The following is an 18,851-nucleotide window of genomic DNA, read 5'->3' as shown; positions in this document are numbered from 1 at the left end:
CTCTTCCCTTCAAATTAGTACACACATAAATGCAGCTCATTGCCCTTAAATATCAACTGGTCTTCTGAGTACATTCCCCAGTTCTGTTCAGAGAAATATTCTGCTATTTCAGGATCTTGCTCCCCTTCAGTGTAGTTTCTTCCAAGATAAAGATTAATAGAATTTAGCGCACTCCATCCGCAGGCCTGGGCTCTGGTCATCAGCTCTGTATCGCTGTAACCTTCATCCCACCACATTCTATCAGCATCAATATAAAAACAGATAGTATCTATTTCATTTCCGGTCTCATCTTCATATTGTCTGATCTGTTCTCTGATGATCTGAGCATAATATCTGTCAACCGCATTACACTGATACCTGTCTATAAAAACTGAGCCAAAATTCAAATATTCATATATCAGAATTATCACCGCCACTACAAGAGACAGACAAGAAACAAAAATGTCTTTTCCAAGATATACAGCGTAAAAAAGAACAATTCCAAAGATCATTCCATAGGTATATACAGTTCTTGGTGAAGAAAGTGCTGAACTGTTCAAGGCAAAAATGACAAAACTTGTAAATACACATCCCAGGATAATATAAATAAATGAAAGCAAAGCAATTGCCTTGTTTTCTTTTGTTCTTATAACAGCAATAACAATCACTGCCAATATAAGCACGCACCAAAATGCAAATATTCCTGATGAAAGATTGAAGAACCTGTCAAATGTTACTGTACGTAAGATGCCTGCTGCCCTTCTAAAACCTTCCAATAAATCCATGCTTACATTTGCCCTGTCAGTGTGAATGATATATTTAGCCACTCCGAGAGCGCTTGCCATGGATACACCGTAAAGCACAGCGACATAAATATTCTTTTTGATAAAATCAATTACATTTTTGCTGCTAATTACTATAAATGGTAAGCAAACAATGACATACACCTGCACACTTGTCTGATAGCTAAACACCGCTATAAGCATACATAACACAGATAAAATTGTGGAAAACGCTAATCTTTTATAATTGTTTGTGGTGCCCACTTTCCACATATTTTCAGTAATGAGGGCCGCAACAACATTTAAGAAAATAGCCATCATGAATATCCCTTTTTCCTCAAAAAGGAAATATTCAATAATAAGTGGATTAGCTATAGTGAGAAATGCTAAAACTACGCTTAATACTTCTTTCTCTATATATTTCTTATAAGCAAGTGTAAGAATAACTGTCGTAACAGTAAGAAATACTATTCCGAGTATCTGCATTATATGGTATATCATTGCAACTGATATGGGGAGTGATTCAAGCACATAAAAGCATAATGCAAGAAATGGGCGGCCATTTTCAAGGCATGCTTTCCATGCGCCCTTTTGCATGAAATTATAATAGGTATCTGTAGCATACTCTATTTTGTAATTTATACCAAAGAAAAGAAGAGTCAGAAAAAAGCTATACAGTATAACTTTCTTATTTTCTTTTAGTTTATCTACTATAATCTTCATACTAAATAATCCTCGCATTACTTGTGGTTTTATATATCTATGAACACTATCATTATACAGAGAAAAACAGGTGGGAGAATATACTTCTTCCACCTGTTCCTGGTTTACAAATTCAAGTGAACAAAATTAAAGTTCAAAGCTTCCGTTTACGTCGCCGTTTACTACGTAATAAGCTCTTCCCTCTTCAGGCTTAACATAGATATCAAGAGACTTAATGTCCTTCTTACCATATGCCTTCTTAGCAGCAGAAACGAGCTGATCCTCTGTTACTGCCTTGTCGCCAAACTGAAGTTCAATCTTTGTGTTTACTTTACTAGCTGCCATTTTTTCTTTTCCTCCCCTTTTCAGAAAATGAAATATTAGTTTGTAGACAAGACTCGGAATTGTAAACAATTCCTCATTTGGCGATACTCGCCAAATAAAATCATGCATAAATGAATTGATTTGAGCAAGCTCATCAATTCATTTATGCATGATTTTGCTTGTCTCTGTATTAAACAAGATTATACTACCAATTATTTCTGCATGCAATTGCGAGAACTACGCCAAGAATGATTATTATTATCGAAAAAATCTTCATCCATTTATATGTTTCAGGTTCTTCTTCGTTGTCCCTATTAAGTTCTGCTATCGTAAAAAAAACCACCCCCGCTATAAAAACAATAGCTGCAAAAACAGCAAATAACTTATTCATCACGCTTCCCCCGAACAATTTCTTCTTAAAATTCTGCTCCTAATATTATACAATAATACTAGGTGTTTATCATCTTTTACCTGTTGGGAGGGGCAGCGGCATCATGTTCATTATTCCACGTTTAAAACCTAGGTATAATCTAAAAGAAGTGATCGAGTTCGAATCTGATCCTATTCAGAGAAAAGAGAAAACCAGGACAACAATTATACTGCTTGCCGGTTTTATCTTATATAGTCTCATTGCCTCCATCCCTGCATATATGTCCAAATACAAACATGGACTTGTTACCAATATCAGCATAGCGGTACTTTTTCTTGCTCTTGGTATTGTTCTTTATAAAACTCAGCGGCATATCATCATAACCATCGTTGGTTCGTATATGCTCTCAATAATTCTTTTTATACATCTTATCATGGAAACTGACTGGACCATTGGAATGGATGCCTTCTGGCTCTTTATCCTTATTATGCCCTTTATCACAGACTATCTTGCAGGCGTATTTTTTGGAACTATCAGCGCTTTGAGCGGGCATTTTCTGAGTATTCTTCTGTTCAAGACATCTCTCATAGGCTATCTTCAACCCTATGGAAAAAACATGATCGACTGGTTTCCGATCATATACGTCGTTGTAATGGCTGCTGCCGCGGTAATGGAATATGAGCTCACCATGTTTCAGATGCACAAAAAATCTTCTGACAAAGAGATTGCTTATTATCAGAACGCCCGCAGCAAAAGGCTTCAGGAACAGCTCTCCATATATGAAAGTAACGAAACAACTATAAGAAAATACAAGCACGATATAAGACACCACCACAGAGTCCTGATGGGACTTATAAATGATGGCAAAATAGAAGATGCAGTGGCCTATCTAAAAGACTTTGATTCTAAGCTCGACGACGTCACAGTAGTATCTTATTGTGACAATCAGATTGTCAATGAGTTCCTGACTATTTACGGCGCAAGATGCCAGAAGCTTGGCTTTAAGCTCCGCGCCAAGGCCAATGTCCCGGCAAGGATTCCTGTAGAATCTACTGACCTTACAAGTCTTGTCGCCAATGTCCTGGAAAATGCCATAGAAGCTCAGGAGAGAATTCCTGATCCGTCCAAAAGAAATATTCAGTTCGAGCTCACTTATGATGGTCGAAAGTTAAAGCTCTTATGCAAAAATCCCAGCATTGTAAATGCGCGTTTTGACGAGGATGGATTGCCTATAAGCACAAGAGCAGTTCCAAGTGGAATTGGAACTGCTCAGATAAGGTCTGTAGCTGAAAAATATTGTGGAGTTGCCAGTTTCATTCAGGAAAACGGCAGCTTCGTTGTTCGCGCTGTTATGACTTGCATGTAGTGTTCCTAAAATGCTGATTGATGGCATCGACTATCCTCTGTCTGACCATAGCAGCAATATCTTTTGTCTTCATATCTTTGTATTCATCATAGTGAATAGGATCAAGGTAATAAACGAACGTTCTGGTTGGTCCAATGTGCTCATCTGAATTGTAGACCTTATAAGAGTCTACAAGCGCAACAGGAACAATGGGAACCTTTGCCATTTGAGCAACCTTAAAGCTTCCCGCCTTAAAGTCCTCAACAATATTTCTGTTATTCTCTTTGTAGCCGCCTTCAGGGAAAAGAATAAACTTTCTGCCCTTTTTTAGCTCCTCAGCCATCTCTTTGAAAACTGTAAGAGTTTGTCTGGGGTCGTTTAGGATAAGTCTTTTTCCCTTAACAAGTCCCAAGAACTCAGCTACAAGAATAAGGTGCGATCTCTTCTCATCCATTACGAAGGAACAGGGCTTTTTGTGGCTTGTAAAGATTCCGAGCACATCGTATTTCCCCTGATGATTGGGATAAAGCATGTATCCCCCATCTTCCGGTAGATTCTCCTGCCCAAAGCTTAAAGTCTCATATCCTGATGACCTGTTCATCTTGGTGATCATCTCATTAGCTAGGGCATATCTCTCTTCATCTGTATGTCCATCTACATTAAGAAGCCAAATGCGGGCTTTCGCGACATAATATATTATTCTGTGAATATTTATCAGTATTGTGTGGTAAAAATTACGCATTGAGTTTTTCCATAAGTGATTTAAAGCCGTATTTTTCGAACTGTTCCTTGGCTTTATCCACGTTGATGTTTATCTTAAAATCGTCTAACTGCTTCTGGAAGTCATAATCTCTTCTGATCATTGCAAGGTCTTTTGACAAAAATGCAAGATCCCTGTACTCAATAAGAGCCTTCATAGGGCTTCTAGATATTCCAAGACCCTCTTTCCAGTATGCCCCCAGTTCTTTTTGCTTTTTGGCATCACCCTCGCAGGAATCAATTGCCTCATATATTCCCTCAACGGTGCCATATTCTGCAAGAAGCGGCATAGCAGCGCTGCTAACCCCCTTAACTCCTGGGATGTTATCACTGCTATCGCCCTGTATTCCCTTAAGGTCAGGTATCTGACAAGGCTTCACACCGTACTCAGAAAGACACAGTGGTGGTGTAACTTCAAAAGCTTTATCCGGAATCTTCACCATCTTGCTATTCCAGCCATACTCTGCGCTGTATTTAGCCTGCAGTTCATCAGCTGTCTCCTGCTTAGTCTGAATGAGCCATACTCTTGTGTAGTCACTTACAAGCTGAAGATAGTCGTGATCCTTGGTGATAATATATGACGGGATTTCTTTTTCAAACTTCGAAACAACGCTTCCAACAATATCATCGGCCTCATACTTCATATCATACATAACCTGAAAGCCCATATCCTCAAGGAGCTTTTCCATGTTTTCAAACTGCTCTTTTAATGGCTCAGGAGTCTCGCCGCGGTTACCCTTATAATCAGCGTATTTTTCCCTTCTGAAGGTATCCCTTGTCATATCAAAGGCAAACATCATATGGGTGGGCTTCTGCTCATCAATGATTTTCAGGATAGTACGCATCATACCGTACATGGCATTGGTGTACTGCCCTGCATCATTGTGCATTATCTGAGAAAAGAGCTTTTCTTTTTTCTCAGGGTCTTTTTCAAACAGGAGCGCTTTTGGAAGATTACCATAGTAGTTGGTAACCAGCATTGAGCTTCCATCTATCAGTATGAATTTCTCTGAACTCATATTATCCTCATCTCTTCTTAAATTCACGATAGTAAATCACCATAATCGCAATAGCGGAAATAATTGTAATCATTTCTGCTATATGCCAGTGGATAGGCTCAATAAAATCCACATATACATGTCCTGAATAGCCAGCTGGAAGTATTGCCCTCACCATGCTATTTTCGTCTCCGTTTACAACCTCAAACTTCTCACCATTATCTCCGAAAGCTGTATAGTAAGTATAGTTATATAGAGGAAAATCCACATACCCTTCCTCATTACCTACTTCAACCTGTACATCAAATTTGTAACCATCTCTTGAAACAGGGACAAAAGAATTAAGGCCTTCTGTTCTATAGTATGGATACAAGTTTTCATGATCTATATGCTCAAGAAGGTACTCTCCGCCGTCTACAGCATAAGCTACATCAATCTCTGCTGTATCATAAAAGTAAAGTTCGTTGTAATTTCCGATATAGTCACTTATATACCATCCCATCCACAAAAGCGCAACTAGCATAAGCCCAATTATGAGATTTTGTGGTCTTGGCCACGAAATCTCAGATTCATTCTTAAGAACAGAATAATCCTCAAAATATTTTTCCAAAATAAATCCTAATAAAAGAGTGAGTGGAATAAGCGCCATCTCTGTAAATCTGTATGCAAACTGTACCTGAGAAACAATAATAAACCAACCAAAATGAGCTGCCATATAGTTCCATGGGAAAAATGGTGATGCTATCCACAAAATTACTAATGAAATAATCAGCATAATGTTGATTTTTTTGTTACTTTTATTCCGTAATACAAGAAAAATAGCAACTACAAGGGCTCCCATTAGGAGTATTCCCGGTGAAAACAGTGATTTTCCTGCAAGTCCCCCAATTTCCATGTCGCCCATAGGATTTTTAAAAAAGCCAAATAGTTCAGCCAAAGTTACGCCTGAATCCTGAAGTCCCAAAAGATATTCCTGAATATATGAAGCATTTACAAGAAGTGGCAAAGTCACAAAATACTCCATGAATGGAACCAGATAAAAAGCAGAAATCCCAAGGCATAAAACAAGTGAAAAAAGTCCTAACTTAATTACAGGCCATGTAATTGTTCTTTTAAATAAAATCAAAATTAAAATCAACAAAGTGATTGTAATCATTTCAGTTGTAATAACATGGCTACAGCTAATTGCCGCAAATCCGCCTCCGAAGAGAATGACATTTATCATGTTTTTCTTTTTGTTATTCTCTTGTGTCTCTGTATAAATACCGAAAAGCCCTGCCGCTACCATTGGCGTAAAGAGGATACCGGATGACTCGCCAATAGCATATCGAACGTAAAGATCTGTAAGCCTGTATCCACATGTAACATAGGCAAGACTAAGAATTAGCGCAATCCTATTATTTTTAAATATATGCTTAAATGAGAAGTAACTGACAACTGTTACTATCAAATTCATATAAAATACAAGGAACTTAAAGCATGTAGTTGTATCAAAGTAAAACATTCTCAAAAAAGCTGCCGGGTAGAGAAGATAATCACCATAAAGAACAGATGAAGAATATCCCCATCCATAATTCCAAAGAGATGACATTCTTACCGGGAATGATCCGTTTCTAAACTCGTTGGCCAAAGCCTCTACTCTTGTAATGTGGTATAGAACATCATGACCGTAATACGTGCCATGAGCAGTAAGCGGAAGCGATACAACAAAGCATATTCCCATTACAAGAACTACATTGATTTTTTTAGAGCTTTCAAGATTTTTGAACCAGAAAAAGTACAAATCAGCTAAGAGCATGATAAGAGCAATATATATGATTCCTCTATAAAATCTGCCATTACTTGTTGATAAAGTCACTCTATCTATCTCAAAAGTCCCATTCCCGTTATAATCAAACTGAACATTGAACTCATCCATGTGCTCGGTAACATCGAAGTGATAAACAACTTCATTTATATACTTGCTAAGACGCACTGTCCCAGCATTTATGTATTTAATCTGCTTTGGCTTTTGGGTTGAAAATTCAAGACTTTGATCATCCTCTACATAATAAGTAACACTCAATGTATAGCTACCAGCATCCAACTGAATATTCGGTTGTGTCATTATAGCCAGTTCTTCACCTGAGTTTACGTATTCGTCCATAAGATACAGATATTCTCCATCATTTGTCATGTACTCAGATGTCCAATCCTGAAATCCCAGATCAATCTCCTTTGTTTTCATGCTGTGCAATACCAGTGTCAGCACCAATAGAAACAGCAATTGCGCTCCTATTATAATCAAAACTCTATTTTTTTTTAACATTTTATGCCTCCAGTGCTTTATCATTACGCTTTTTTACAAATACATATATAACATAGGCAAAACCACTTAACGAAATAATTTCAGCAAATCTCCACAAAAATGGCTCTCTAAAATATATTTTTACCTGACCGTTATAAAATGCTGGAATATCGATTGCCAGTTTCTTATTCTCTGCCGTGTATACGTTTAGGCTATCTCCACCTGCCTTAGCGACATAATGCCTGTATCCCCATAACGGCGCTTCTACTGTAACTGTATTCTCAGTATTATTCTCAACCTGAGCTACTATAGTTGTTCCATTTCTCTTTACAATACTTGCGCTCGAATCTATTTCTTCGTCTCTTATTACCATATCAGTCTCAACACTTGTGATTCCCTGATCTGCTCCTTCAATTGTAAATTCAGCTACAAACGGGGATTTAAGCGCTGTTTCATCAAACATTGTTATTTGATTACCTTCTTTTATTACCTCACCAAGAAGGAATGTGCTCTGAAGAACGCATGTAGTGCATATGATTGAAGTCACAGCAGCAACCAATGCTTTTCGATTTTCGTTTTTCGCAAGGCCCCCTAAGGAAATTGCCATTAAGAGCACAATTAATCCGCATGAAACATCAAGGAAGTGCCATGGAAACTGCATTGTTCCTAAAAGTTTATACAAAAGAGGCATATTTTCCATTATCCAATAATAAAATATCGAGTTGACACTCAAAAATATCATTAAAACATTCAAAAGAATCAATCTAAAATATGCTAAAGTCCTTTTTCCAGCGCAGCCTGATACAATGTAGCCAAGAGCCACGCAAAGAGCGAGTATTCCACATATTCCTATTCCCAAAAATCCACCGCTGTCAAGTGACGCATCAGGTATATGGTTAAAGAGTTTTATAAACTCCTGCCCCCTATTCCAAAGAATGTCAAAAATTGCGTTTCCGTTCATTCCTTGAAAAAGCAGGTAATCCATAAGAGGAACTATGAAGTGCAGATTTAACACGATAATTAATCCAAGAGCCTTAAATAGTTGCATCAAAATATCTTTTTTTATGGTCTTTTCAATAAATAAAACGCAAAACAATGGAATCACAAGCGCTAAAATAAATGTTGAAAGCACGTGGTTTGAAAGAGTAAGTGTTACCCCAAGAGCCAGTACAATGTACCCATTTTTTTTCTCTTTTGTATAAATATCCCAAAGCCCCAAAATCACGATAGGGAGGAAGCAGTATGCTCCAAACTCGCCCACAGTTGCACCGGAATAGACACTATGAAGTCTAAATCCAATTAATGAAAAGACAACTGCACTTGCAATTCCAATTTCGCTGTTTTTTGAAATTCTTTTAAATGTATAGTATGAAATAATAGGAGTCAAAACATTTGTAAGAAAGATATAAAACTTATAAGCAAACTGCACTGTACCACCAAGTATTATAATTAAAGCAGATGGGTAGAGAAGAAGATCCCCGTAACCTACCCCGGCAGCATATCCATAATCATTATCCCATCCCGGAAGTATGTGAACCGGGAATTGTCCAGACATAATTGCATCTGCTGTAAATGCGATTCGCCTTAAGTGGTAAAAAATATCATCACCGAAGAACAGTTTTCTGTAAAACAGCGGATAACTTGAGAAGAAGATAATAAATGATAATCCTGCAACTACAATGCTTTTATCTTTAAAGAAATTCACTAATTCGCTTTTTCTATAAAAAACCCAAAAAAGAAATAAATCTATCAAAAGAAATGCAAGTAAAAGCTTTGCAGTTTCATGTAAAATAGTTCTATTTCTCATGTAAGTCACAAAAACATTGTTAACAAGAACATAAATTCCATCACCACCTGCACCGGTATCTGGTCCCATTCGCACTCTAAACTCTGTTCCATATCTAACCCATGTAAGGAATGAAATGGAACTTTTTGATTCAGGCATTGAAATTCTGTCACAGTTTACAAGATTGGCTGTGAGTTCCTCTGATGTATCAAATTCAGGGATGACAGTGCTATAGCAATTATGCCAACTATCATTGGCATTACTACTATATTCTATTGTTACAGCATAAATTCCTTTTCTAAATTTGATGGAATCTGAAACTATATACGAACCTTCTATATTGCTATGATCAGCATAAAATCCAGACTCATAAACAGTCTCTCCTGTATTTTGGTCATTATATGCAACCAAAAGATCATCGGCAGTAAGCTGTATTGTTTCATCCCTGTAAAATCTTAGGGCATTAACCACAAGAAGTACTAGCTCGAGAGCTAGTACTCCAATAATTAAATATTTTTTGTTTTCAAAAAACTTTTTCATTCAAAAATATCCTCGCCAAAACGTACTTTCAGTTGGGCCTTGATGGCTCTAACAGTTCCTTCAAATCCAAGTTTGCTACTGTCAAGACACAGGTCGTAGTTCATGGCGTCGGTCCAGTTCTGCCCTGTGTGGTGATGGTAGTACTCGGCGCGGTATTTATCCTCTGTTGCTATGTATTTCTCCAGCTCTTTTCCTGTAAGTGGCTGAACCTTACCAGCCTGCTCCATCAGGAAATCATGTGGTGCATGGACAAAAACACTTAGCACATTTTCGTAATCTTTTAAAACGAAATTAGCCGCACGTCCAATTATAACACAGCTTGTATTTTCTGCCAGTTTCTTTATGGATGCAGCCTGAAGATTAAAGAGATTGTCCTCTGATGTATACTCTTTGCTGTCAGGGCCTATAATCTCTCCCTTATACACATTCACAGGAGTGCGAAGGAATCCCCTTTTTCTGCGCTTTTCATCTACCTCAAGAAAAAGGCCTTCACTGATGCCACTTTCCTCTGACGCGATCTTACTAAGTTCCTTGTCATAGTAGTGAATGCCCAGTTCATTTGCCAGCATTTCTCCAACTGTACGTCCGCCACTGCCGTACTGACGGGCTATTGTAATGACGATATTTTTCTTCATATATACCTCCAAGGAAGTTAAACTTCGTTATATATTCATCGAATAATGAAGTTAGCCTAAGTACGCCTTTTTAATTTCTTCATCATTTAAGAGGTCGATGCCGCGTCCTTCCTTCACGATGCTACCGGTCTCGAGGACGTAGGCTCTATTGGCGATGGAGAGTGCCTTTTTTGCGTTCTGCTCAACCAGAAGCACTGTCACTCCATCTTTATTTACATCTTCAATGATGCTGAAAATCTCATTTACAAATATAGGTGAAAGTCCCATGGACGGCTCATCCATAAGGATAATATCAGGGTGTGACATAAGAGCTCGTCCCATGGCAAGCATCTGCTGCTCACCGCCTGAAAGAGTGCCTGCAAACTGGCTTTTTCTCTCTTCAAGTCTTGGGAAGCGCTTGTAGATCATCTCAAGAGTGCTCTCAAACTCAGCCTTGTCATTTCTGGTATATGCGCCCATCTTAAGGTTCTGCAGAACAGTCATCTCTGCAAAAACTCTTCTTCCTTCAGGAACCTGCGCCATTCCAAGGCTGACGATCTTATGATTTGGAATCTTTGTCAGCTCTTTTCCCTGATATAAGATACTGCCGCTATCGGCCTTAATAAGGCCTGATAAAGTGTGAAGAGTTGTTGTCTTACCGGCTCCGTTTGCGCCAATAAGGGCAACTATCTCGCCCTTATCTACATGGAAAGAAATCCCCTTAAGGGCCTGGATCACACCGTAATATACACTTAAATTGTTTACTTCAAGTAAATTTGCCATATTTAATCTCCGATATATGCCTTTATAACTTCCGGATCAGCCAGAACCTCTTTTGTTTCGCCCTGGCACAGGACACGACCAAAGTTGAGCACTGTAAGCTTCTCACATATTCCTGAAACCAGCTTCATATCGTGCTCGATGAGAAGGATTGTCATATCAAACTCTCTTCTTACGAGGGCTATTGTCTCCATCAGTTCTTTTGTCTCATTAGGATTCATGCCTGCTGCCGGCTCATCAAGTAAAAGGAGCTTAGGATCTGTCGCCATGGCTCTTGCAATCTCAAGCTTTCTCTGCTTACCGTAAGGAAGATTTGAAGCCAGGATATCTTTTTCCCCGTCAAGGTCAAAGACCTTCAAAAGGCGAAGGGCCTCCTCTTCCATCTCTTTTTCTTTTGCCTTGTAGCTTCCTACGTGGAAAATGCTCTCAAACAAGCTATATTTTATGCGCTCAGAAAGGCCAACCTTAACGTTGTCTATAACTGAAAGCTGCTTGAAAAGTCTGATGTTCTGGAAGGTTCTTGCAATTCCTGCGTGATTGATCTCAATCGTGTTTTTCCTTGTAATATCCTGTCCATCAAGCTTTATGATTCCTTCATCGGGCTTATAAACACCTGTAAGAAGGTTGAAAACTGTTGTTTTACCGGCACCGTTTGGTCCGATAAGGCCGTACAGCTCGCCTTTTTCAATCTTCAAATTAAAATCTCCAACAGCGCGAAGACCGCCAAAAGAGATGCTAAGATTGTTAACTTCAAGTAGTGCCATTATGCCATCTCCTTTCCGCTCTTCTTAAGGAGGTTACCAAAAGTTCTTTTCCTCCACTCGATTACCTTAGGTGACCAGTTGACGATCATCATTACGATGAGAACGATTGAGTAGATCAGCATTCTGTAGGTGTTGAGACCACGAAGGAGCTCCGGAAGAAGGTAAAGTATGCATGCAGCGATAACGCTTCCTCTGATGTTTCCGATGCCGCCCAAAACCACGTAAACAAGGATCATGATCGATGCGTTGTATCCAAAGTACTGGGATGAAGCTGTAAGAGTTGTGATGTTATGTGAGAAAAGAACTCCAGCAGCGCCTGCAATTGCAGCTGAAATCGTAAACGCCATCATCTTGTATCTTGTGACATTGATTCCTGAAGCCTCTGCAGCGATATAGTTGTCTCTGACCGCCATAATTGCTCTGCCGTCTCGTGAATTGATGAGGTTAAGCACTACAAAAAGTGAGATAAGAAGGACTGCAATTCCTATGGCAAAATTGGAATCATGTGGTGTTCCTGTAATTCCCATAGCGCCGTTTATAATAACCTGTCCATCCTCTTCCATGTTGAGTTCCATGGCATTTTTCATAGAGAAGTGAAGTCCATGGCTGTCTACTCCAACATAGAAAGCATTGATGACATTCTTTATGATCTCGCCAAAGGCAAGGGTAACGATTGCAAGGTAGTCGCCCTTAAGTCTTAAAACCGGGATACCAATTAGAAATCCAAAGAGAGCTGCAAATGCGATGCCTATGATAAATGCAATGATAAATCTTGGTGCAGTTGGAAGCACTTCTTCAGTCACTTTCGAAAAGAATGCACTGGTAAATGCTCCGATGCACATAAATCCGCAGTGTCCGATACTGAGCTCGCCCAGAATTCCGACACAGAGGTTAAGTGCCACTGCAATAACCGCATAATATGTCATTGGAACCAAAAGGCCTTTCATGTGGCTTGAAAGGTTCCCTGTTGCTGACAACACCTGAAATATTATAAAGGCAAGAATAACTATGCCATATGTGATGAGATTGTCACGTTTTGTTTTGCTCATTTATATAAGTCCTTTCACTAAGGATGATTTGTCATAAGGAAGTTCTGCTCTCACACTTCGTGTTCGCCAGAACAAAGTTTAATCTAAAGCTCGAAAAAACCTCGCTAAGATTAAACTTTTTCCTGTATCTTCTTCCCTAAAATACCGGTTGGCTTAACAAGAAGTACGATAACAAGAATACCGAACACGATTGCATCTGAAAGCTGTGATGAAATATATGTCTTACTCAGTATCTCAACGATACCAAGAACGAGTCCTCCGATCATGGCTCCGGGAATCGAACCGATTCCGCCAAGAACTGCTGCCACGAAAGCCTTGATACCGGGCATAGCGCCTGTATATGGTGAAAGTGACGGATATGCTGAGCACAAGAGCGCTCCGGCAATAGCTGCAAGAGCTGAGCCGATGGCAAATGTAAGCATAATGGTTCTGTTTACATTGATACCCATAAGTGCTGCAGCACCCTTATCTTCAGATGCTGCAAGCATAGCCTGTCCCTGTTTTGTCTTATTTATAAACAGCTGTAAAACAATGAGAATAACAATACTCACGACAATTGTAACGATTGTTACTCCCTGTATCTTAAGTTGTCCATCGAAAAGTGTGATTCCTTCCCATTTGACTACGGAAGTGAAAGATTTAATGTCAGCACCGAATATTAAAAGGGCTACATTTTCCAAAAGGTAGCTGACACCAATTGCAGTAATAAGAACTGCCAAAGGAGATGCTGCACCTCGAAGTGGTCTGTATGCCACGAACTCAGTTGTGATTCCCAAAAGTGTGCAGAGAACAATGGCAATAAGGATCCCTATAATAGGATTACCTGAAAGTGCTGCGCTTACTGAGAAAATAATGTAGCATCCCACCATGATGAAATCACCGTGTGCAAAATTAAGCATCTTGGCAATTCCGTAAACCATCGTATATCCAAGGGCTATTATGGCATAGATACTGCCAAGACTCAGACCATTTATGAGATATGTCAAAAAACTCATAGTCTCCTCCAAAATATTGATATCTTTTTTCATGATGAGAAAAACGCTGAGAATGCGGATTTCTCTTAAATATGATGCGCAAATAAGCTCTTTTTCATGTTGAAAATTGATTAATTATCGCATCATTATAATGATAACACAGTAACAGAAAACGAGGGCATTTATTTCTAAGCGCCCTCGCTTGCATTTACTTTTATTTTCTAAGGAAGTTACACCTCTCTTCGCTCGGTGTAACACGTTCGAACCAGACTCGAAATCACCTTGTCAGGTTCTGTAAGCTTAGTTAGCTGAAACGTATACGCCATCCTTGATAACTACGGCCTTTGGCTCTTTGTTAGGCTCACCGTTTGCATCCCAAGTCATCTTTGTTGATGTAAGACCTGAAGCTTCAATCTCTGTCATAGCGCTCTTAAGAGCTTCACAAAGATCAGATGTGCTCATATCAGGTGTTGCATTTTTTGACTCAAGTGCCTGCTTGATGATGAATACTGCATCATAAGCATCTGCTGCGAACTGGTTAGGTGTATCACCATATTTTTCTTTGTAGTTCTTTACAAAGTTAACTGTAAGATCATCTGTTGCATCAGCTGCGAAAGGTGTAAGAAGCATTACGCCCTCAGCAAGTGCTGTGTCAAAATTCTCAACTGAAAGGATCCCATCCAAACCATCAACACCGAAGAATGTTGGAGCATATCCCATTGTGTTTGCCTGTGTAAGGATAAGAGATGCATCTTTGTAGTAGATAGGAAGGAATACAAGGTCAGCACCTGCATCTTTTGCCTTCTGAAGCTGTACTGAGAAGTCTGTGTTGTTGTCCTGTGTGAAAGCTTCAGCTGAAACTACTTCGTAGTTCTTTCCCTCAGACTCCTGAACAAACTTCTGATAGATACCGTTTGAATATACGTCTGAGCTGTCGTAGATGATACCAACCTTTGTAGCAAGGTTGTGATCTGAAATATACTGAGCAGAAGCAATACCCTGGTTAGGATCTGAGAAGCATACACGGAATACGTTGTCATATTTTACGCAATCCTCAGCTGATCCTGAAGGTGTAAGCTGGAACATGTTGTCAGCCTTTGTGTACTCTGAAACTGCGATTGAGCAAGCACTTGTTGTAGAACCAACAAGGATCTGCATGCCCCAGTCCTTAAGAGTGTTATAAGCATTTACTGACTTCTCAGCGTTGAGTTCATCATCTTCTTTGCTGTACTCAACCTGATAACCATTGATTCCGCCTGCGGCATTGATCTCTGCAACTGCAAGCTCTGCTGCGTTACATACTGCATTACCGTAAGCTGCTGCGCCACCTGTAAGAGGTCCGATAGCACCAATCTTAAATGTAGCACCTGCTGCACTTCCTTCTTCCTGCGCTGCGCCTTCTGCTGTCTCTGTAGCACCTGTGCCCTGAGCATCACCACATCCGACAAGTGATGTAGCAAGGAGTGCTGACGCCATGAATACGCTAAATGCCTTAGTGAACTTCTTCATAATATTTTTCCTCCTTCATAAGAGTGTAATTACATAGATGCACTTATACATAGTTATATCCTTCTTGATTGAAACCACAGCTTATCATGATTTTTAATGCTGCTCATCAGATATAAGCAATAAATGTATATATGTATACAATCTTGTATTACTTTTAAAGGTTAAAGCATTGTAGTGTAAAAGTCAATAGATTCTACTTAGAATTGCATAATTCATTTATGATTGTTACAATTGAATAAAGGGGGATAAACATATGCTACAGTTGTGTTATCTGGGGATGGCCTTTGCAGCAGTATTCTACATAGTTTTCGGACTAGCTGTAAAGCTCATGGATTTGGATGACAAGCTCCGGAATTATACCCGGCTGGTCATCTTGATAACATCTCTTTCTATTCTGGTGTTATCATCTTTAAGTTCCACCATTCTTAATATGAGGGTTGGTATCTATCTGTACGGTATACTGAGCCTGATTCTTTTTGTGGCATCTTCGTTCATTCTGCTTTCCATCATTATTGAACTGCATCATATAAATACTAAAAATAAAGTCCGCAGGTTTATGATTCTTTTCGATAAAGTCGAAAGCTTTATCAGCGAGGGTAAAACCCAGGAAGAAATCATGTCCTATCTTACCGGAATTCAAAAGCTCACCCGCAAGGAAGCCAGCGATTTCCTAATGTTCATCTCAGATCCAACCAACCACCAATTTCTAGCCGACGTCAACGCCCAGATCCATGCCGCCAAAGTGCAGTACGAGAAGAAGGGATGATGATTTAGGCATATATCGTATACTAAGGCCACATGAAAATGGGCATATACGATAAAAATTTGTCCGCAGCCACCTAAAAACAGGTGGCTGCTTTTTCATGCTCAGCTAGCATGTACACTTTATGCTCATCCAATCTCAGTCGAATAAATCTTTTTAATTCCGCGATTGGGCATATAGCAAGTTTTTTCAAACTACACATCCATTGGCTGTTTTTTGGAAATCAGATTTTGGGTATATATAAAATAAATTGAATCTACACATCCATAACATGGACTTGTAGACTCAATTATCATCGTATTAATGGATGTTGTAATTAACAAATTGCATTCCTATGCCCATTTCAGGCTATCAAAAATGATCTTCAATGGTGCTGTAATTGCATTTATAGCTGCATATACCCAAACTGCAAAGTCAAAAGCCTTGGCAATTTCGATTAGCATAAAAAATCACTTCGTAAAAACTCTCTTTGCAAAATTCTCTTTACAACAGATTAGATAAATGATATTTTATCTTTTGTCGTTTTCACGACATTCTAAAATTCTGAATTGTTTTTCTTACGGATCAAATGTATTCCTGAAAATAATAATTCTGAATCGATTCGAATCTACAGGCCTATGATGCCCGTAGTCGTATAGTTTTCGTTATTTTTTCTTAACGAATCATTCCAACAAACATAAAAGGAGAGATCAATGGATTATTTAGAAGCCATGTTACAAGAAAAGGAACAGTTAATCACAAAAATTAATAGAATTGAAAAGGAAATTAAAAAAGCTATTTTTCCTGACGGGTATCTTGCAATATACAAAAATGGCAATTCTTACAAAAAATACCATGTTATCGAAGAAGATTGCCACTTAACCAGAAGATACCTTAGCGCAAATGATAAATATCTAATTCAAAAACTAGCTATGAAAACCTATAAAACCCGCGAGCTCTACGCTCTTAAGCAACAGCTTAAGGCCGCCGAATCCTATGTTGCTAAATATCCCAAAAAAACGGCTGAGCAATTATTAAGAAATAGTGATGGCTTTCGCCGAATCATATTACCACTTATTACCCCAAGCAATAATGAGCTAAAAGCATGGGAAATGGCACCAAATCCAGGAAATCCATCTTTTCCAGAAAACTTGATCTATCCTACCATCAAAGGAATCATGGTACGATCTAAATCAGAATCACTAATTTCAGATGAGCTATTCAGAGCATCAATCCCATACCGATATGAATATCCAATCAGACTTGGAAACACGCTGATAAGTCCTGATTTTATGATCATGCATCCAATAACAAAAGAAATATACATTTGGGAGCACTTTGGAAGAATGGATGATCCAGAATATGTTAATAACAATTTCTTAAAAAAGATGAGAATATATCCAAATGAAGGCTATATTCCATCTATAAATCTTATATGCACATATGAAACTTCCACTCATCCATTAACAATTCTTGAAGTCGATGAAATCATAACAAAGTATTTCAGGTAAAAAAATTATCCCAGAACTATTTGCTAGTTCTGGGATTAGATGAGTACGGTAAAATCATTCAAAATGTCATACAATTCTAAATTCATCAAATTGCGGATCTTCTATGAAGCTCTTAATAAGATTCAATGGCGTCAAGCCAATAGCTTCATGATGGATCTGCTCTCTGATAACCATCTTCTCGTACGAAGATAATTTAGAATACTCAGGGTGTGTCTTTTCGTACTTTTCATTCAGCTGGTCAAAAAGATTATACTCCGGATCGCCCCACGCAAATACTTCGGCTGTCTTCAAGTTTGGTTTGAACGGAGAGTATTGCAGCTGGCTGTTTTTCATAAGCAGGTCGCTCCTTTCTCTCTTTCCATTTATGTCCAACAATTGAAGTCTTTTTCCGAAGGATAAGATTACCCCTCAACATAATTTTATCATAAATTTAAACAAAATTTCATAATTAGTCATAGAAATTTAATACAAAATTTCAATGGCAATAATTGATTCCCTTATCCTCTGAGAATATCATTAAAGCAAGTAATGGTGGGCTTTTTGCCGATTTTTATCTGAAAGCGATATTATTGAATTTTTGGAACAATTGTCTTAATCGGTTTCGATACAATTGTTTAATGATGTTTGCACTTTTTTTGAAAGGGTTTGTATGGGATTAACCGTTGGTGGAATTGGAAACATGTACGGAATGAGCTTTGTTCAGCCTTTGAACTACAAACTTAAGAACGAAGCTGATATTTCTGATGCATTTACTGAGACAGGTATGCAGGGCGCCGTGATGAATGTGCCGCCTGTGATATATCCAAATGCACAGGTCGCATCAGCCCAGGAAGACTCTGATTCATTGTCCATGTCTATGGACTATGTAAAAAAGTCTCAGGAAACAAATAGGGCCTACAACGAAGTCGCTCAGAAATTCCAAGGCATGACAATTGGATACGGACAGAATATGTCCGGTCAAACATATGGTGTTCAGGGAGCTTCACTAGATTTATTCGCTTGAAAAAACGGCACACTCAGTTGCCGCTCTAAATCC

Annotated in this window: 18 protein-coding genes; 4 read left to right on the top strand and 14 right to left on the bottom strand. The window is 38.7% G+C overall.

The window, feature by feature from the left end:
- Positions 1 to 14 precede the first annotated feature (14 nt).
- From C4S54_RS09905 to C4S54_RS09895, 3 genes are all read right to left on the bottom strand, one after another.
- The gene (locus C4S54_RS09905; protein WP_160110744.1) at positions 15 to 1,484 is read right to left on the bottom strand and encodes a glucosyltransferase domain-containing protein; all 1,470 of its coding nucleotides are present in this window, start codon (positions 1,482 to 1,484) and stop codon (positions 15 to 17) included.
- Positions 1,485 to 1,610: 126 nt separating this feature from the next.
- Positions 1,611 to 1,808, bottom strand: coding sequence for a DUF6465 family protein (locus C4S54_RS09900; RefSeq protein WP_103869391.1), 198 nt, complete (start codon positions 1,806 to 1,808; stop codon positions 1,611 to 1,613).
- A 184-nt stretch (positions 1,809 to 1,992) separates the two neighbouring features.
- Positions 1,993 to 2,178: a hypothetical protein gene (locus tag C4S54_RS09895; RefSeq protein ID WP_103869390.1), complete on the bottom strand. Its 186-nt coding sequence runs from the start codon at positions 2,176 to 2,178 to the stop codon at positions 1,993 to 1,995.
- A gap of 103 nt (positions 2,179 to 2,281) precedes the next feature.
- Between C4S54_RS09895 and C4S54_RS09890 the strand changes: the two genes are divergently transcribed.
- On the top strand, positions 2,282 to 3,523 hold the full coding sequence (locus tag C4S54_RS09890) for a sensor histidine kinase (RefSeq protein ID WP_103869389.1): 1,242 nt from the start codon (positions 2,282 to 2,284) through the stop codon (positions 3,521 to 3,523).
- On the opposite strand, the gene C4S54_RS09885 is transcribed toward C4S54_RS09890, so the two are convergent.
- The 10 genes from C4S54_RS09885 to C4S54_RS09840 all read right to left on the bottom strand — a co-directional run bounded on the left by C4S54_RS09885 (position 3,507) and on the right by C4S54_RS09840 (position 15,562).
- Positions 3,507 to 4,244 (bottom strand): lysophospholipid acyltransferase family protein, encoded by a 738-nt coding sequence (locus C4S54_RS09885; RefSeq protein WP_103869388.1) that lies wholly within the window; start codon positions 4,242 to 4,244, stop codon positions 3,507 to 3,509. The two genes, C4S54_RS09890 and C4S54_RS09885, sit on opposite strands and share 17 nt — an antisense overlap.
- A complete protein-coding gene (locus C4S54_RS09880; RefSeq protein ID WP_103869387.1) occupies positions 4,237 to 5,280 on the bottom strand; it encodes a 5'-3' exonuclease in 1,044 nt (347 codons plus the stop codon). The genes C4S54_RS09885 and C4S54_RS09880 overlap by 8 nt, the downstream gene beginning before the upstream one ends.
- 7 nt (positions 5,281 to 5,287) lie before the next feature.
- Positions 5,288 to 7,567, bottom strand: coding sequence for a hypothetical protein (locus C4S54_RS09875; RefSeq protein ID WP_103869386.1), 2,280 nt, complete (start codon positions 7,565 to 7,567; stop codon positions 5,288 to 5,290).
- Between the two features lies 1 nt (position 7,568).
- On the bottom strand, positions 7,569 to 9,872 hold the full coding sequence (locus C4S54_RS09870) for a 6-pyruvoyl-tetrahydropterin synthase-related protein (RefSeq protein WP_103869385.1): 2,304 nt from the start codon (positions 9,870 to 9,872) through the stop codon (positions 7,569 to 7,571).
- Positions 9,869 to 10,507 carry a cytidylate kinase-like family protein gene (locus C4S54_RS09865; protein WP_103869384.1) on the bottom strand — a complete coding sequence of 213 codons (639 nt, stop codon included), beginning with the start codon at positions 10,505 to 10,507 and terminating at the stop codon, positions 9,869 to 9,871. Before C4S54_RS09865 ends, C4S54_RS09870 begins: the two co-directional genes overlap by 4 nt.
- A 51-nt stretch (positions 10,508 to 10,558) precedes the next feature.
- Positions 10,559 to 11,269, bottom strand: coding sequence for an ABC transporter ATP-binding protein (locus tag C4S54_RS09860; RefSeq protein ID WP_103869383.1), 711 nt, complete (start codon positions 11,267 to 11,269; stop codon positions 10,559 to 10,561).
- Between the two features lie 2 nt (positions 11,270 to 11,271).
- Positions 11,272 to 12,030 (bottom strand): ABC transporter ATP-binding protein, encoded by a 759-nt coding sequence (locus C4S54_RS09855; RefSeq protein ID WP_103869382.1) that lies wholly within the window; start codon positions 12,028 to 12,030, stop codon positions 11,272 to 11,274.
- On the bottom strand, positions 12,030 to 13,079 hold the full coding sequence (locus tag C4S54_RS09850; RefSeq protein WP_103869381.1) for a branched-chain amino acid ABC transporter permease: 1,050 nt from the start codon (positions 13,077 to 13,079) through the stop codon (positions 12,030 to 12,032). Before C4S54_RS09850 ends, C4S54_RS09855 begins: the two co-directional genes overlap by 1 nt.
- Before the next feature lie 110 nt (positions 13,080 to 13,189).
- Positions 13,190 to 14,074, bottom strand: a complete 885-nt coding sequence (locus C4S54_RS09845) for a branched-chain amino acid ABC transporter permease (RefSeq protein WP_103869380.1) — start codon at positions 14,072 to 14,074, stop codon at positions 13,190 to 13,192.
- Between the two features lie 279 nt (positions 14,075 to 14,353).
- Positions 14,354 to 15,562, bottom strand: coding sequence for an ABC transporter substrate-binding protein (locus tag C4S54_RS09840; RefSeq protein ID WP_103869379.1), 1,209 nt, complete (start codon positions 15,560 to 15,562; stop codon positions 14,354 to 14,356).
- A gap of 253 nt (positions 15,563 to 15,815) precedes the next feature.
- On the opposite strand from C4S54_RS09840, the gene C4S54_RS09835 reads away from it, so the two are divergent.
- Together C4S54_RS09835 and C4S54_RS09830 are read left to right on the top strand one after the other, a co-directional pair.
- On the top strand, positions 15,816 to 16,328 hold the full coding sequence (locus C4S54_RS09835; RefSeq protein WP_103869378.1) for a hypothetical protein: 513 nt from the start codon (positions 15,816 to 15,818) through the stop codon (positions 16,326 to 16,328).
- Between the two features lie 689 nt (positions 16,329 to 17,017).
- Positions 17,018 to 17,815, top strand: a complete 798-nt coding sequence (locus C4S54_RS09830; protein ID WP_103869377.1) for a hypothetical protein — start codon at positions 17,018 to 17,020, stop codon at positions 17,813 to 17,815.
- A 66-nt stretch (positions 17,816 to 17,881) separates the two neighbouring features.
- Here C4S54_RS09830 and C4S54_RS09825 read toward each other — a convergent pair whose 3' ends face one another.
- Positions 17,882 to 18,148 (bottom strand): hypothetical protein, encoded by a 267-nt coding sequence (locus C4S54_RS09825; protein ID WP_022772737.1) that lies wholly within the window; start codon positions 18,146 to 18,148, stop codon positions 17,882 to 17,884.
- Between the two features lie 316 nt (positions 18,149 to 18,464).
- Between C4S54_RS09825 and C4S54_RS09820 the strand changes: the two genes are divergently transcribed.
- Positions 18,465 to 18,818 carry a hypothetical protein gene (locus tag C4S54_RS09820; RefSeq protein WP_103869376.1) on the top strand — a complete coding sequence of 118 codons (354 nt, stop codon included), beginning with the start codon at positions 18,465 to 18,467 and terminating at the stop codon, positions 18,816 to 18,818.
- The last annotated feature ends 33 nt before the right edge of the window (positions 18,819 to 18,851 follow it).

It is taken from the genome of Butyrivibrio sp. Su6, assembly GCF_900108105.1.
Taxonomy (GTDB): Bacteria; Bacillota; Clostridia; order Lachnospirales; family Lachnospiraceae; genus Butyrivibrio.
The sequence above is the reverse complement of the archived record's forward strand: the minus strand, read 5'-3'. Positions and strand labels throughout refer to the sequence as shown.

Bases quoted from the DNA above. Each gene is read 5' to 3' on its own strand.
- C4S54_RS09875 (WP_103869386.1), bottom strand. From the start codon at position 7,567: ATGTTAAAAAAAAATAGAGTTTTGATTATAATAGGAGCGCAATTGCTG.
- C4S54_RS09855 (WP_103869382.1), bottom strand. From the start codon at position 12,030: ATGGCACTACTTGAAGTTAACAATCTTAGCATCTCTTTTGGCGGTCTT.
- C4S54_RS09895 (WP_103869390.1), bottom strand. From the start codon at position 2,178: ATGAATAAGTTATTTGCTGTTTTTGCAGCTATTGTTTTTATAGCGGGG.
- C4S54_RS09865 (WP_103869384.1), bottom strand. From the start codon at position 10,507: ATGAAGAAAAATATCGTCATTACAATAGCCCGTCAGTACGGCAGTGGC.
- C4S54_RS09880 (WP_103869387.1), bottom strand. From the start codon at position 5,280: ATGAGTTCAGAGAAATTCATACTGATAGATGGAAGCTCAATGCTGGTT.
- C4S54_RS09870 (WP_103869385.1), bottom strand. From the start codon at position 9,872: ATGAAAAAGTTTTTTGAAAACAAAAAATATTTAATTATTGGAGTACTA.
- C4S54_RS09820 (WP_103869376.1), top strand. From the start codon at position 18,465: ATGGGATTAACCGTTGGTGGAATTGGAAACATGTACGGAATGAGCTTT.
- C4S54_RS09835 (WP_103869378.1), top strand. From the start codon at position 15,816: ATGCTACAGTTGTGTTATCTGGGGATGGCCTTTGCAGCAGTATTCTAC.
- C4S54_RS09860 (WP_103869383.1), bottom strand. From the start codon at position 11,269: ATGGCAAATTTACTTGAAGTAAACAATTTAAGTGTATATTACGGTGTG.
- C4S54_RS09825 (WP_022772737.1), bottom strand. From the start codon at position 18,148: ATGAAAAACAGCCAGCTGCAATACTCTCCGTTCAAACCAAACTTGAAG.
- C4S54_RS09845 (WP_103869380.1), bottom strand. From the start codon at position 14,074: ATGAGTTTTTTGACATATCTCATAAATGGTCTGAGTCTTGGCAGTATC.
- C4S54_RS09830 (WP_103869377.1), top strand. From the start codon at position 17,018: ATGGATTATTTAGAAGCCATGTTACAAGAAAAGGAACAGTTAATCACA.
- C4S54_RS09905 (WP_160110744.1), bottom strand. From the start codon at position 1,484: ATGAAGATTATAGTAGATAAACTAAAAGAAAATAAGAAAGTTATACTG.
- C4S54_RS09840 (WP_103869379.1), bottom strand. From the start codon at position 15,562: ATGAAGAAGTTCACTAAGGCATTTAGCGTATTCATGGCGTCAGCACTC.
- C4S54_RS09850 (WP_103869381.1), bottom strand. From the start codon at position 13,079: ATGAGCAAAACAAAACGTGACAATCTCATCACATATGGCATAGTTATT.
- C4S54_RS09885 (WP_103869388.1), bottom strand. From the start codon at position 4,244: ATGCGTAATTTTTACCACACAATACTGATAAATATTCACAGAATAATA.
- C4S54_RS09900 (WP_103869391.1), bottom strand. From the start codon at position 1,808: ATGGCAGCTAGTAAAGTAAACACAAAGATTGAACTTCAGTTTGGCGAC.
- C4S54_RS09890 (WP_103869389.1), top strand. From the start codon at position 2,282: ATGTTCATTATTCCACGTTTAAAACCTAGGTATAATCTAAAAGAAGTG.